Annotated in this window: 8 protein-coding genes; 4 read left to right on the top strand and 4 right to left on the bottom strand. The window is 55.3% G+C overall.

All coding sequences use genetic code 11. The features are described from left to right. Positions 1-4: 4 nt before the first annotated feature. Positions 5-697, top strand: a complete 693-nt coding sequence (locus tag GJ699_RS31490) for a retron system putative HNH endonuclease (protein WP_154383381.1) — start codon at positions 5-7, stop codon at positions 695-697. Positions 698-816: 119 nt separating this feature from the next. Here the strand turns inward: GJ699_RS31490 and GJ699_RS31485 are convergent, their stop codons facing one another. The 4 genes from GJ699_RS31485 to GJ699_RS31470 form a co-directional block, all read right to left on the bottom strand. Next, positions 817-3519, bottom strand: a complete 2703-nt coding sequence (locus tag GJ699_RS31485; RefSeq protein WP_154383380.1) for a TnsA endonuclease N-terminal domain-containing protein — start codon at positions 3517-3519, stop codon at positions 817-819. Then, positions 3509-5461 (bottom strand): site-specific DNA-methyltransferase, encoded by a 1953-nt coding sequence (locus tag GJ699_RS31480; protein WP_154383379.1) that lies wholly within the window; start codon positions 5459-5461, stop codon positions 3509-3511. The genes GJ699_RS31485 and GJ699_RS31480 overlap by 11 nt, the downstream gene beginning before the upstream one ends. Beyond that, a complete protein-coding gene (locus GJ699_RS31475; RefSeq protein WP_154383378.1) occupies positions 5458-8376 on the bottom strand; it encodes an ATP-dependent helicase in 2919 nt (972 codons plus the stop codon). The genes GJ699_RS31480 and GJ699_RS31475 overlap by 4 nt, the downstream gene beginning before the upstream one ends. A gap of 115 nt (positions 8377-8491) precedes the next feature. Then, the gene (locus GJ699_RS31470; protein ID WP_229262389.1) at positions 8492-8752 is read right to left on the bottom strand and encodes an XRE family transcriptional regulator; all 261 of its coding nucleotides are present in this window, start codon (positions 8750-8752) and stop codon (positions 8492-8494) included. A 516-nt stretch (positions 8753-9268) separates the two neighbouring features. On the opposite strand from GJ699_RS31470, the gene GJ699_RS31465 reads away from it, so the two are divergent. The 3 genes from GJ699_RS31465 to GJ699_RS31455 all read left to right on the top strand — a co-directional run bounded on the left by GJ699_RS31465 (position 9269) and on the right by GJ699_RS31455 (position 14389). Next, positions 9269-12112, top strand: a complete 2844-nt coding sequence (locus tag GJ699_RS31465) for an AAA family ATPase (protein ID WP_154383377.1) — start codon at positions 9269-9271, stop codon at positions 12110-12112. 241 nt (positions 12113-12353) lie between these two features. Next, entirely contained in the window at positions 12354-13319 is a 966-nt protein-coding gene (locus GJ699_RS31460; RefSeq protein WP_154383376.1) for a DUF932 domain-containing protein, read from the top strand. Between the two features lie 500 nt (positions 13320-13819). After that, positions 13820-14389: a recombinase family protein gene (locus GJ699_RS31455; protein ID WP_154383375.1), complete on the top strand. Its 570-nt coding sequence runs from the start codon at positions 13820-13822 to the stop codon at positions 14387-14389. Positions 14390-14698 lie beyond the last annotated feature (309 nt).

Genomic DNA, 14698 nt, shown 5'->3' with positions numbered 1-14698 from the left:
CGGTATGCATAAACTTGATCGCTCCGTCGCAACTCCCCCCACATGTTTGGCTAAATACGATTTTAAAACCCACAAATGGTCTGATCTTGATGGCCCCTGCAAAAAACAACTGCGTTTTGCGCTGTTCCAGATGCAAGGTATCCCTGGAATCACTGGGGAGGACGCCAAAGAATATGGGCTGCGCTGCGCTTACTGTCAGGGTGCTATTCGCGCGGAAGGTCATATTGAACACTTCCGCCGCAAGAATTCCAGCCATCCGAACGGCTATCCTGAGCTGACTTTTGCTTGGGAAAATCTGTTTCTGGCCTGCGGTTCCAACGACCACTGTGGCCACTTCAAAGATCGTCAGGGTGGACCCGCCTATAATCCTGACCACTTGCTCAAGCCTGATGAAGAGGACGCTGAGGCCTTTCTTTACTTCCATTCGTCAGGCTCAATAGCGCCCAGGGAGGGACTTCCTCCCGACGACAAACATCGCGCGAGCGAAACCATCCGCGTATTTGGATTGGACAACCGCTCCCTCATGGGGGCGCGGGAAAAAGCCGTGACTAAATATCGTGAAATGCTCAGGACGGATCTCGAAGAGCTCGCCTCATGGGACGAAGAGTCACGACGCGAATATATGCGAGAGGAAATTGAAAAGACACGCTGGGAACCTTATGCCTCGGCGATTAAGGACTTTTTTCAATCGAGATAATCTTCCACCTTCGTAACCAGATTCCTCCGCCGGGAGCCTGCCAGGCGACTGGGGGATTTCCCGGGAAGGGCCTTTAAATGCATTACAGCCCTCACCGCCAATCCCTGGTCGCTGTCATGTTACATCAGCACGCGATAGTGACGCTTGTCCGCATCCGAGGACTTTAGAATGCGGTATTCCATGCCGCTGGCCACTGCGATTTGCTGGGCGAAGTCCTTCTTGGCCTGCACTATGGCATCTTCAATCTGGTTGTCGGCCTTCACCTCCACGATCACGTACTTCAGGCTGCCATCCGGCTCTTCCCGCTGGAAGATGAAATCCGGGTAATAGCTGCGTACGGTGCGTGAATCCGGATCGATGTACTGGATGAAGAAGTCGGATTGGCCGTGGGTCAGCATCCCGGTGAAGTAGACCTTCCTCACGCGCTGCTCGCGCAGCAGGTCCCAGAACAGCCAGCTTTCCGATCCCGAGTCGAAGCAGTAGGCGTCAAGGTGGAAGCTTTTGGCGCGTTCCTCGTCGTTGATCTGTACGTCGTCCATGCGAACGATCTTGTCCTTGACCGCCGTCACCTCGTAGTAGCCTTTCGGTGGGAGCTTGATGAGATCGACCTCGTGCTCCTCGGTTTGCTGCGACTCGGCGAGGTCGTAGAGCTGGCGGAACAGGCGCGGGATAATTTCGTCGTACAGCAGTTCGTTGAACTCGTTGGCCATGGTCACCAGCTCGCCGGTGCCTTCCTTAGTCGCGTCCAGGAGTTCCTCGACTCCGAGGGGGCTGAGATTGAGGTAGCGGGAAACCTCCGCCACAAGCGTCATCGGCGAGAACGTCCGTTTCTCGCGGCGCGCGGTCAGGTCGAACGTGCGGCTACCCGACGCCCGTGCTGCGTCGGCGGTGGTGAGCCCTTCCTGCTGTGTCTCGATCAGCCGGTACTTTTCGATGAGCGCACTCCAAGCCTCGCGGTCGGTGCGCTCGGGCAGCAGTGCCTGGCCCGGCACGGGTTGCTTTTCGCGCATCTGATACTGCTTGCGCACCCGCACCAGCTTGATCCTGACCGGCGGCTCGACCACGCGCACCTCCACGCGTTCCTTGTCACTGTTCGTCTTCTGCAAGTCGTCAACGCTGATGCGGAAGTTCTGCTGTAGCTCGTCGTTGAGGGTGTTGAGGTTGTCTTCGGACAGGAAGACGTGGCCCGTGTGCTGGGCCTCGCCGATGGCGCGCAGGCATCGCATCGTGGCTTGCAGCACGAACACCTTCGACTTCGGCTCGCGGAACAGGCCAACGCCGAATAGCGAGCGGCAGTTCCAGCCCTCGCGGCCCTTGTTGACCAGCAGGATGAACTGCTTCTCCGAGCCTTCGGTGTCAAGTCGGTTGAACTCGCGGATGTCGTCGTTGGTGGTCAGCTTTTCGTCGCCGACGTTGACCAGGATGCGCGAGGTCGGGATGCCATGCTTAAGCAGCGCGCGCTCGACCGCTGGCTTCAGCTCGCTGGTTAACTCGTCGATGGTGGTGGCGAAGAAGGCCAGCTTGGGCAGCAGGCCCTCCGGGCGCAGGTTGCCTGATTCTTTTAGGAAGCCCTCGATGGCGATGTCCACGAACTCGTCGGTGCGCGTGTTTCCGTAGCCATGCAGCACCACCTTCTTGAGGTAGGCCTTCTCGATGGCATCTTTCAGGCCGTAAGCGTACACTACCTCGGGTAGCACCTCACGCCCGACGTAAGGCGTACCGGTATAGTTGTAGCAGGCCACCACGCGGGTCCCCGCCGCGTTAAGGCTGGCTGCGAGGATGTCGATGGTGGTACGCAAACTTGTGTCGGTTTCCTTCGCGCCGACGCCCATGTCCTTGGCCAGCGCCCTGCCGAACGCGTGGTGGGCCTCGTCCACGTAGATGCCCAACTGTTCCAGGCGGCGCAGCTTCTCGAAGCGCTGGTTTGTGGTCAGCTCGCCTTCCTCTTCCGGCTGGTCGAAGTTGTAGAGGTCGGCGGCGTCGGCGTACACGCCCGTGGCCGCGAGCGTTTCGCCGGTCGCGCCGAACAGTTTGTCAACGGAGCTTTTTTCCTTCCGCTGGCGCTTTAGAATGATCTTCTGCGTATTGGAGACGATGATGTTGAAGCGCGAGCGGTCCAAAGTGTCCAGCGACGTGCCCGCCTCTTCGAGGTAGTGGAAGCGCAGGTGCGTGGTCAGGAAGTTGACGTACTCCGGCGGCACGACGCGTGTGAGGTCGAAGGACTCGATCTCCTTTAGCGAGTGCAGTACCGTCTTGTCCGGCGCGAACACCAGCGCGTTGTGGCAGTAGCGCGCGTCCTTTTCGAACTTGTTCCCAAGTAGGAACTCATAGAAGATACAGGTCGCCATGAGGATGGTTTTGCCAGTGCCCATCGTCAGCGCGAAGATGTAGTTCGGGTAGACGCGGGAGTTCTTCCGTATTTTCTCGAACAATACCTTGTACGAGCTAAGTTCCAGCTCGTCGCTTTCACCGAACTCGAACATTTCTTGCCCTGCGTTGCCAAGGAAGGAGCCAAATTTTCGGCCCTCGAACTTGCCACTGCGCTCGTACCATGCCTTGAAGATCTCCTCGACCTTGGCGTTACCAAGGAACTCCTTGAGGAAGACGTAGGTCTCCAGCGCCTCGAACTGCGGCTGGCGTAGGTACGCTTTGGGGTTCCTCTCTGGGTTGTTGAAGTCGAGGAACTTGCGGGTCAGCTCCTTGTAGTTCTGCCGGATGGAGCCTCGGTTGTCCTGGTAAAAACGCCACAGGAAGCGAAAGAAGGCGAAGTCGAGCGACGCGCCCGACGCGCTGGCCTTGGTTGCTGCGCGTTTAGTCACCATTGCTGACGCTCCCTTCCCACGATTCCGAGAGCAGATCGGTGATTTTTACGCGGATGGTGCCGGCATCGTCGGGCACCTTGTACGTACCCTTGACCAGCTCGTCCTTAGCCGGAATGTCCACTACGGCCGGTTGCAACACTGCGCCGTCATAGTTCCAGTCGATCAGCACGCTTTCGGTCAGTTCCTTCCAGTCTCCGACCGACTCCTTCTGGATCGACAGCTTCTGGAGCAGGTTCATAGGGTAGAACTTTTCAATGGCCAGCTCACCTTTCTTGATGGTAACCTTCGCCTCAGAGTCGCGCTTGAATTCCAAGTTGGACTTGTCGCGCAGGATGTCCACCACTTCAACGTTGATCTTGAAGGGCTTCGCAGCGAGCTCCAACTGGGCGGCCAAGTCTGATTCGTGGCCCATACAAACAAGGGAGACCTTTTCGACCGGTCGGTTCGGGTTTTCGTTCTGCCTACGTTCCCACGTCTTATAGTCGAAGCCTGCGATCAGCTCGTTCAGGTCGGCGCGCGTTGCAATGCGGTTGATGGGCATGATTTTAACCATGCGCCCATCCTTCTCGCCATCGAACACGGTGTTGAATTCCAGCTTCTGCACTTCCAATGCCTCAATCAGCAGGTCCTTTGCTTGAATGGGGTTTCGGAACACGTCGTAGTGGTTGACGTTATAAAGTTCGAAGCCCCCAAATTGCTTGAACTCACCGTCAAGTGACTTCTGGCGCATTTTCTCGGCAACATTGATAAGACGTTTCGTAGTAGTTTGAATCGCGGCCAAATTAATGTCCGCTCCGATAAATCGACGACCGAGCTTCATGGAGACAGCTTGGGTTGTGCCCGATCCCATGAAGCAGTCAAGCACAAGGTCGCCAGGGTTGGATGCGGCCCGAACAATCCGATCCACCAACGCTTCAGGCTTTTGCGTCGGATATCCTGCCGCCTCAGTAGCCAAGTTGTGCAGCTTGTTGATGTCAGTCCAGAGGTCCTGGATCACTGTCCCCTCGTGCTCACTCTCATAGCGCTTCAAGCGAGGAACCCCACCAGATTTTGGGTAGTGGATGCGCCCCTGAAGGTCGTACGCTTCCATTTTGTCCTTGGTAGTTGCCCAGGTTCGTCCAGGCGATGGCCAGACGCCCTTCCATTCATAGACGAGGTTTCCACCGTCACCGTGGCGTGGGGCATCCATTGGCAGCCTGTTGTATCGCTCGTTTCGGTCCGGATCGAACGAATCGAAGAAAGTATCGACGTAGTCCTTGTCAATTTTTTGGAACACTTTGTTCCAAGTACGTTCAGGCGACTTCGAAAAATAGTAAATAGCGTCATGAATATTTCCGCATCGCCCAGGGTCGTTATGCGCAAAAGCCTTTCGCCAAATAATCTCGTTGACGAATCTCTCTTTACCAAAAATTTCCTCCAGCACGCAACGTACGAAATGGGAGACACCAGTTCCTACGTGCACGAAAATTGCCCCTTTCTCGGAAAGCAGTTCTCGCAACAGAACGAGTCTTTCATAAAGAAACTGTAAGTATTCATCGTTGTTCCAGATGTCCGTGTACTGTTTCTCCTCGAATGACGACTGATCTCCGATAGCCTTCGCAGACCTAAGTTGAATTGACTTTTTATAGTCAGCTTTCGAATCAAACGGGGGATCAATGTAGATCAAGTCAACTTTGCCACGAAACTCCTTCAGCAGGTGGCTCATCACCTGGAGGTTGTCGCCCCAGAAGATCTTGTTGCGCCAGCCGTCCACTTCCTCGCCGTGGACTTCCTTCAGCTGCGCCGGGTAATACTGCGTCGAGGTGAACGGGCGCTTGCCGCGCCAGTTCAGCATCGGGTAACCCTTGATCGGCTCGAACTCGTACTTTTCGACGTTGGTCGTGCCGCCGTCGCGCCTAGGCGGTAGCAGGCTTTCTTGTGCGGGCGTCGTGGTTATCGTCATTTGTCGTCTTTCCTGAATTTCCAATTCTTGTTGTCGCAGTAGGCGCGCATGTCGCAGTTCTGGCATAGCTTGGCCGGGCGCGCGGCGATCCGATAGTCCTGCCGCTCGATGCGTGCAACGATGTCGTCGAACTGCGCGATGGTCTTCCCGATGGAGCGATCGTCCTTGGTGAAGGACACGTAAGGGTTGCCGCCGTCCTCGCCGGTGTAGTACAGGTGCATTCGGCTGACCTTCTGGCCGGTGCGCTCCTCGACTAGGTGGGCGTACACCTCCAGTTGGTGTTGGTACTGTTGGATCCGGCTACGGTCCTTCTCCATGTCGGGCTTCTTCTCCGACTTGAAGTCAATGATCTCGACCGTGTTTAGTTCGCCCCGAATGAGATCGACGCTGCCCTTGAGGATGTACTGGTCCTTGACCAGCGAGATCTCGACCTCGGCCTCCTTAATGCGGTCCCAGTTGCCATTCTCGCGCTCGTAGTAGCGCATCACATGCAGCAGCGCCGCCTGCTGCGAGGTAGGCGCGAGGTACACGCGTTCCTTCTTCGACAGTAAGGCGTAGTTGGCCGAGAACCATCCTCTGATGGTATCAGAGCTGATACCGCCTTCCTCGCCGCGGAGGACTGCCTTGTGGATGTCTTCGATGGTCTGGTGCACCAGCGTACCGAACAGCATTGGGCTTTCGCGGATCGCTGCGAACTCCAGCTCCTTAAAGAAGCGGTACTGCTCAGCGCAGCTCTCGAACACGCTGATGTGCGACGTGAACGAATATTCCCTCTTGAGGCTGATCTGCTTGACTGCCTCGTAGCCCAGGGCGGAGAGATCAACGTCACGCCAGCTTGGCAGCTCGTAGAACAGCCGCTCGAAGTATTTGGACGGCGATTTTCCACGACCGTGCTTCTCTTGCGCAGCCAGCACCAGGAGGTTCTGAGCGCGTGAGAAGGCGGTGTAGAACAGCCGCCAGAAGTCGAAGTTCTTGATGTGGTCGAGCGGTTCGAAGCGTTCCTTCGACAGGTAGCCGCCGTCTTCCAACAGCACGTCGAGCACGCCGTACTGCTTGCGCGGCACAGCTTCCAGGGAGCCGCAGACGACGACCGGATACTCCAAGCCTTTCGACTGGTGGATAGTGAGGAAGGATACACAGCCGTTGGGCGCGTACTCGGCCTCGTCCTCGTATTCGCCTATGCCGCCGTCCACCAGGAAGCGCAGGAATTGGTTGAACAGGTCTCGGATGTTCTTTTCCAGCCATTCCGGGTTGAGCACGCTGACGAAATGCAGGTACTCGAACTTGGTGAGCAACTTGGAGAAGGTTCCAAGGTTGCGCGCAGCGCGTCCCTTGTCCACACCTTGCAAGGCATCCTCGGCAAGGTAGCGCGCGAACAGCGGAAACTGGAGCAGTTGATAGAACAGGCCTGAGAACGAGTAGTCGGTGTTCTGCGCCAGCGCGGCGTGGCGCTTAGCTAGCGGCCGTGCCCAGTCCAGCAAGGGCTTGTTCTCCGGCTTACGTAGTTCCTTGGCGAAGGCCGCGAAGCACAGTTGGTCGTAGTAGTCCCAGACCGGCAGCGAGATGCCTTCGGCCCAAGCCCGAACCTTGGGGAACTGCGGGAACAGGAAGATTAGCGCGCCAATCATCAGGCGGACTTCCTCTCGCTCGAAGTACATGTTTGAGCGCGGAGAGAACACTGGCACGCCCGCCGTTTCGAGATAGCGCGCTAGCGCCACGACCTTTTCGTTCTTGACCGAGCGGAATAGGAAGGCGACCTGGTTCCAGTCCGACAGCTTACCGGACTCCCTCAGTCCGTTGAGGAACGCCAGCACCTCGGCGTGCCAGTTCGCGGTCTCGTCCTTGTCGTCGGTAGCGGTCAGCCGCACCGCCGTGGGGACCTCGGGGAATGCCCCCTCGCGCGGGACGATCTGCTTGGCGAAGCGGAAGGCGCGCGTTCCGTCGTCCCACGACTGTTCGCGCATCCACTCGTTGTAGAAGCGGATGATGTCCGGGTGCGAGCGGTAATTGACGGTGAGCGCAACGCGTCTGCACTCGCCCTCGTCGAACAGCCCGGGAAACTCTAGGATGTTGCGGATGGTAGCGCCACGAAATCGGTATAGGCCCTGGTCGTCGTCTCCCACGACGCACAGGTTGCGCTTTTCGCCCGCTAGCAGCAACAGGATACGCTCCTGAATGGTGTTCGTGTCCTGGTACTCGTCCACCATCAGGTACGTCAGTTTCCCGCGCAATTGCGCCAGCACTTCGGGGTGCCTCTCCAGCAGGCGCAGGGCCTCGTACTGGATGCCGGAAAAATCGAGCGAGTTGTTTTCGTGCAGTAGCTCCTGGTACTTAGAAAAACATGCGGCCAGCGCGCGGATCTCCACTTCCGGAGCCAAGGCCAGCGTGGCGGGTTCGAGCGCCTCTTCGCTGACCTTGTTCAGCCATTTGAGCAGGTTCTCCGACTGCGACCAGCGGCCGGACTGGTCGTCCCCTATGACGAGCTCGGCATCGGGAAGCTCGCGGAAGTCCTTAATGCGCTGGTATAGGAAATATTGCTGGTCGAACTGGTCGAACAGCGTGAAACTACGTTTGAGTCGTGTGAACTCTCGGAAGTCCTCCAGAATGCGCAGGCATATGGAGTGGAAGGTGCCGAGGTACATCTCGTTCAGGTTGAACCTGATGCCGAGTTCGGCCAGCCGGTTGGAGATACGCGTGGTGAGTTCGCGTGCGGCCTTGTCCGTAAACGTGACGACGAAGAGCGACTCGGGCGCGACGCCCTTGTGCGTGATGAGGTAGACGATGCGCTCGACCAGGGTGAACGTCTTCCCGGAGCCCGGGCCCGCGATGATGAGCAACGGGCCTTCAGTGGACAGGATCGCCTCCAGCTGTCGTGGGTTGGCCTTGCTCTGTAAGTTTGGAGTCGCGCTAGTCATTCCTGGCCCATGCCCCAGCACCTAGTGGATACTCGCAAGCACAGCGCGGTTCCGCGTTTCCTGAGCGGCCAGAGCAGGACCGTCCGGATTCCAGATTCCAATGGGCGGCCCATCCTTAGGATTCCCCTTCCGCGAGGCCTTCGGCGGACGCGCATGGTTCCGGATGGGCAATGCCGTTCCGCGCGAGTAGCTCGTGGAAGTCGATTCCGCGCTCCGCCATCTCGCCCAGCAGCACAGCGATTACAGCCAGGTGCGTGGGCACGCCTTGCCTGCGCTTGTTGCTGATCGAAGTCGGGTTCATCCCCATCAAGTGGGCGAACTCGTAGAGCTTCAGCCCAGCCTTGCCGATGTGCCGTTGGAATTCTTCGTATGTCATAGCGCAATTATAGCCCCCAGGCATGAGAGGCAACACACTTTCAGATGCAATAAATTCACTACCCCGTGAGTTTATTGCCAAAATTCACACTTTATTGATGCAATTTATGAAAAAGTGAGGTTTTGAAACTATACTTAGCCTGCCCAACCATGAACTCGGGGCCATAAACGGTCACACTCAGCCGGTAGCGTACATCTGCTGACTGGAAAGCCATAAAGTTGGCCTACGCGTCGAAGCCGATCGACTGCCGAAAGATGCAACCGCTTTCTTCGAGCTGCGGCTGGAACTCCGCGAAGCCCGAGTTGTCGAGTCCGCTGGAAGGATGCCACTCCGGATAGGAGGGTTTAAGTGCAATTGCGAACGCTCGGTACTCAACATCAACTCAACGGTATCGGTGGTGTTTCGAACGGGCGACGTACGCATTGACGAAACTACTTGCTAACACAGTAAACTGAGTTGTTATAATGCAATCACATCGTTCCGAACGTGTCTCGCCCCTGCCATTTGGGAGTGCCAATGAGTCAGTACCTTTTGAGCTTTGCCAAGGAAAACTTGACTGGAAAGTCGGACGCCTATTTGGCGCTTCTGTGGTGTATGTATAAAGGACGACAGGATAAGGGCAGATACTCCGATCACGTCAAGCTTCACCTGACATCCGCCAATAACGATTTAGTCACGACCAACTATCAGCGCATTGCGGCTCGCTTCAAACGCATTCTTGATGCGCGGCCGGAGTTGGACTGGATTGCGCCTGCTGGGCTGAGGCCACTGGCGACGCTTCAGGTAAAGAACTTCCGTGGATTCGGCGCTTTCGGTCCTGATGACAAAGGGGCGCTGCTACGATTTAGTAAGATCAAGAACATCTTTTACGCACCTAACGGTGGGGGCAAGTCATCGTTATGCGAAGCGCTGGAGTATGGCACCACCGGCCATATTAAGGAGGCAGATCGCCGCAAGACCAAGGTCAAGCAGTACATTACACGGGGCACAAATAAGGTCGAACTTACATTAATAGGCACGGACCGCAAACGTGTTCCCGCTAATCTGACATGGTCTAGCTGTTTTATTGATAGAAATCGTCTGCAGGAATTCTCGCTACTGGGGTCGAAAGACACCAATAGCGCTGAAGGGGATGTAATCGCGGCCCTGTTCGGACTCGAAGAATTTCAGGAAGTAATCTCGCGCTTTGTGAAGCCCGAAAACTTCAATCTCACATCGCATCGGAAGCAGAGCCAAAGTGTTGCAGTGCAAGCGCTGGATGCCAATATAAAGGCTCTCCGTGAACAGTGGCGACATCATCGTGAGAACGTAGCTGTCTTCAATAACGACGTCTGCGTGCGCCTGGGCTTAGAGACTCACCAGCAATTCGCTGTGCGTGCCCGGCTTTCGCGCTTAACACGGTTGGCGGAACTCAAACTTAGAAATGCCGAGCGACTGAAGGTCGCAACTTTACCTTTCTGCGCACCGTTATCGCAAATCACACGCACTATGCGGATTGCTTGCCGCTTGCTCGTTCGAAAAGACAAGGTGGATCAAGCCCTCTTGCAAAACGTCGTCGCAGTCAACTATCGCGCCGTCTATCAAGCCTTGCAAGCAATTGAACGTAATGGCGTCGCCGAGCATTGCCCGGCATGTTCAACGCCATTGGATCGCGTTGCCGAAAATCCATTTGAAAAGGCGCGACGTGAACTGGCAACACTTGGAGCACTTGACCAGCTGAAGACATCACGGCAACGGATCGAAGAACGTATGGCTCGGTTGATCGTTGCCATTGGCAATGCCATCGCAGCAGTCGATACCAACGCACGCCTGGGCATCCCATGTCCCTTGGCACTCGGGATGCTGCGGGCCAGCCACGCTGATTTTCATACGGCGACAGACAGACTTGAAGCCGCCACGCATGTGCTCACAAAGTTCACCGAACTACTCGCGAACGACCAGGCGGAGATAGAGGCTTATTTGAATTTTTGTCAGCTGAAGCACGACGCGGTCACGCAATCCGACGTTCAGGTCAAACGCTTGGAAAATGAAGCCGAGCTGCTTAAACACCAGGTAGAAGACCTTCGAGGTCTATTCGATAAGAAAAGGACATCGCTGGCGGCACTAGAAGAAGTTAGCCGCCAGCTCGCCGGTCTCGCGCTGCAGCGTGCGGCTATGAAAGGGAACGATGCAGACATTGTGCGTTTCAACGACCTCATTGAGCAGTTACAGCTGGAGTATGGCAATCTTTATCGAGACCTGATGGGATACAAATTCAAGCTTGAGAAAGCTCGAATTGCGGGCATCGAAGTCAAGGCGGCTGAATATTACAAGGCAATCAATCATCACGACGATGACCATGAACGCATCGACGCTCTCAGCTTCGAAAAGAGCGGAGAAAACTACCGCATCAAAATTACAAATGCTGATGGCAGCATCATGGATGCCTTCTCTGTGTTAAGCGAGGGGCACTTGCGCGCACTGGGTCTGTCCTTGCTTTTGGCGATGGCAGAAAAGAACAAATTCCCTCTGATTGTGTTTGACGACGTCGTCAATGCAATTGACAGCGACCATCGCTCCAACATCATCGACCTGTTCTTTGCGGACGAGTATCTGCGTCTGACGCAGATGATTATCACAACGCATGATCGCCTATTCTGGGAGCGATTCTGCATTATTGCTGATCGACATCCGCAATCTGTCCAACACACCAGTAGCGTACTCAGCTACACCAACCAAGGCATTGTGATAGTCGATCATGCCGGTGGATTCCAAGAAAAGGTACACCGCGCCCTAGCGGTCTACGATATTAGACAGGCTTTAATTTATTGCCGCATTTGGTTCGAGTCGATGGTCTTGGAGTATTGCATCGACAACGCCGTGTCGGTCACTGCAAAGTTCCAGAAGTCAGCCTTGAAGAAAAGTAACTACCTGCAGCTCAGTCTGGAAAAGACCTTCGCGCTTGTGGAGCCGCACATTGCTTATGATCCCGTGCACTTTGATCTCATTAAACAGGACCTGGTGAATTGGAGTGGCCAGAACCAGGAGCATCACGCCTTTGACGAAGCAAGTTTGAACTTCGTTCATTCGAAAACCAGCAAGGAAGTCGTCAAGATTTACGATGCGATCCGTCTTTTCGAATGCCAGCTGTTCCCGCAGAAAAAGCACGATGCCTGCACCAAATTGCTGGCGGACCTTGGTCAGAAAATAGCGAACTGTGCAGCCAAGATTTCGCAACTGAGTCAGGCGCCTGCCGACGTCCAGCAGGAGCATCAGCAACGCTTGGAAGCGCTGCAGAGGCGTGAAGCAGAAGTCAACCAGGAACGAGCCTATGTCGGTGTATGCCTTGCCACATTAGCCGCGCAAAGTGGTGCAGCGTGAGCCGCCTTGAAGACAAGTCGTCCACTACTGTATGTGTGCCTCCGTCAATCTTGGACTGCGAAGACATAGAGCTAAAAAATTTCAAATCTATATCGTAGAAATGAGATTAGTTACATGGCACCACCAAGCGCGCCATAACTCCTAGCCTCACCCACACCCGCCTGCATAAATGCCTACAGCTCCAAAGGAGCTGTAGGCATTTATGTTTTCAGCACTTCATCTCACCTCAAGGAGAAAATACATGCATCTCGTACAAACGATGGCCTATGTAGGCCAAGAGCCTTGGCATGGCCTGGGGAGTCAGCTCACGCCTCATCAACCATTGGAAGTCTGGGCAAAACAGGCTGGCATGAACTGGAGCATTGAATCGAGTGATATCCGATACGCTTCGTCTGAAAATGGTATCAATTCGATCCATGCCTATCCCGATCAACGCGTGCTATATCGCTCGGACACAAAGGCCCCGCTGTCGGTCGTTTCCAAACGTTTCCATGTCGTACAGCCACACGAGATTCTAGAGTTCTATCGTGACCTCACCGAGGCTGGCGGCTTCGAGCTGGAAACCGCTGGCGTATTGAAGGAAGGCCGCAAGTTCTGGGCATTAGCCAAGACCGGCCAGTCGGCAAATCTGAAAGGCTGTGATCGCGTCAATGGTTATCTGCTGCTGGCGACTGCCTGCGACGGCACGTTGGCCACCACGGCTAAGTTGACATCGGTGCGCGTGGTTTGCAATAACACGCTGGCGATTGCTGTCGGCCATGGTGGCGATGCCATCAAGGTTCCGCATCGTAGTAAGTTCAATCCTGATGCGATCAAGCGCCAGTTAGGCATTGCGATTTCATCCTGGGATGGTTTCATGGACCGCATGAAGGCGCTCTCTGAATGCAAGGTCAACGGCAATGCAGTAGAGGCGTTCTTCCAGCGCGTGCTGACGTATCCGACGAGTCTTGCGCTCGATAGCAATGCGTCTTCCCTCAATGATCGCGCCATCAAGACCGTGCAGCAGTTGTACGCCGGTCATGCCAAAGGCGCTGAGATGGCCTCTGCTTCCGGGACTGCATGGGGGCTGCTCAATAGCGTCACTGAGTATGTCGATCACCATCGCCGCGCTCGCAGTGTCGATCATCGCCTGGATGCAGCCTGGTTTGGCCAAGGCGCGGCGCTTAAGCAGAAGGCATGGGATGAAGCGTTGCTGCTCCTGTCATGAGCCGCCAATCAAATAACCTGCTATTCGTGTAGCACTTCAAACTCATTGTTGCAGCCGGCCCGGGACAGTCCATCTATCTTGGGCCTTTTTTATGTTGTCTGTTGAAGGAGAAAGCTAATGTATCCATACCCCTATCCAACCGGTATTTGTCGCGATGCCGTGTACGCCCTGATGCTGGGGCTCTTTGCAGGAGCGCTTCACACGTACCTCGTTTGTAAGTACGTCGATAGCCTGCAAAACAAAGGGCCGATCTAACTTCACTGGAGATGAAATTGAAAAACTTGCTCATCGAAATCTTGAAGCTGATCGCTGTGCAACTGATCACCTTCGCGGCGGAGCTGCTTTGTGGCTACCTGCGAGGCGAACAGGAGCAATTCCAATAAGGCAGGGTCAAATGATCGCATCCGCCGTCCTCCCCTAAACCTATCAATGCCGCCCCTAGCTCTAGAGGCTATTGATAATTTCACAATATCTAAAACCTATTGATAGAAAGGATCGCCATGACGATTTATGGCTACGCACGCACGTCCACAGTTGAGCAAGTTGCCGGGCTTGCCGATCAAATTGCGAAGCTCAAGGGCGCAGGCTGCACGGACCAGTCGATCTACCAGGAGCAGATCAGCAGCGTCAAAATGGAAGACCGGATGGAATTCGCCAAAGTCCTTGCCGTCTTAAGGCCAGGCGACGTGCTTGTGTTTAGCAGCTTATCGCGGGCCGCTCGCTCAATGGTGCACATGGTTGAGATTGAATCACGTGTAGCTCGTGCCGGCGCGACGATACGCATTCTTGATTTGGCTGTGGATACGGCCACGCCATCAGGCCGTCTAACGTTTAATCTGTTCGCGTCTATTGCTCAGTTCGAGCGGGAGAATATGCTGGAGCGCCAGCGGGTCGGAATAGCCGCTGCAAAACAACGCGGTGCCTATACTGGCCGAGTACCAACAGCGCAAGCAAAGCGCGCAAAAGTGCTGGCGCTGGCGGCCAAAGACTTGACTAAGCAAGAGATTGCAGACGCCTGTTCAATCGGAATCGCAAGCGTTTATCGCATCTTGAAAGCGCAAACCTCCTAATCATTTACGTGTGTTGGTTCAGATCTGATCTGGGCGCAGGGGGCATTTGCAGGTGGGGCAAATTGACCCGTCCAGGCCCCTATGAAGTGGTTTGCATTGTTCTGCAACCTTGGCCCTAGAAGCCTTTGTTTTAAAGGAGAAAATAGAGTTTTTTAGGGTCATTTTGCGTGCAAAATGACCCATGTTAAGTTGCACTGAAATCTGACCCACCTTTCCCACGAATTTGCAACGGAATCTGACCCACGTTAGTAGCACAATTCCCCCTGTCTTTTCGGCAGGAGATCGGAGTGATCGACGTGGCATTGCTAG

This window comes from Duganella guangzhouensis, assembly GCF_009674535.1.
GTDB lineage: Bacteria > Pseudomonadota > Gammaproteobacteria > Burkholderiales > Burkholderiaceae_D > Rugamonas > Rugamonas guangzhouensis.
The sequence above is the reverse complement of the archived record's forward strand: the minus strand, read 5'-3'. Positions and strand labels throughout refer to the sequence as shown.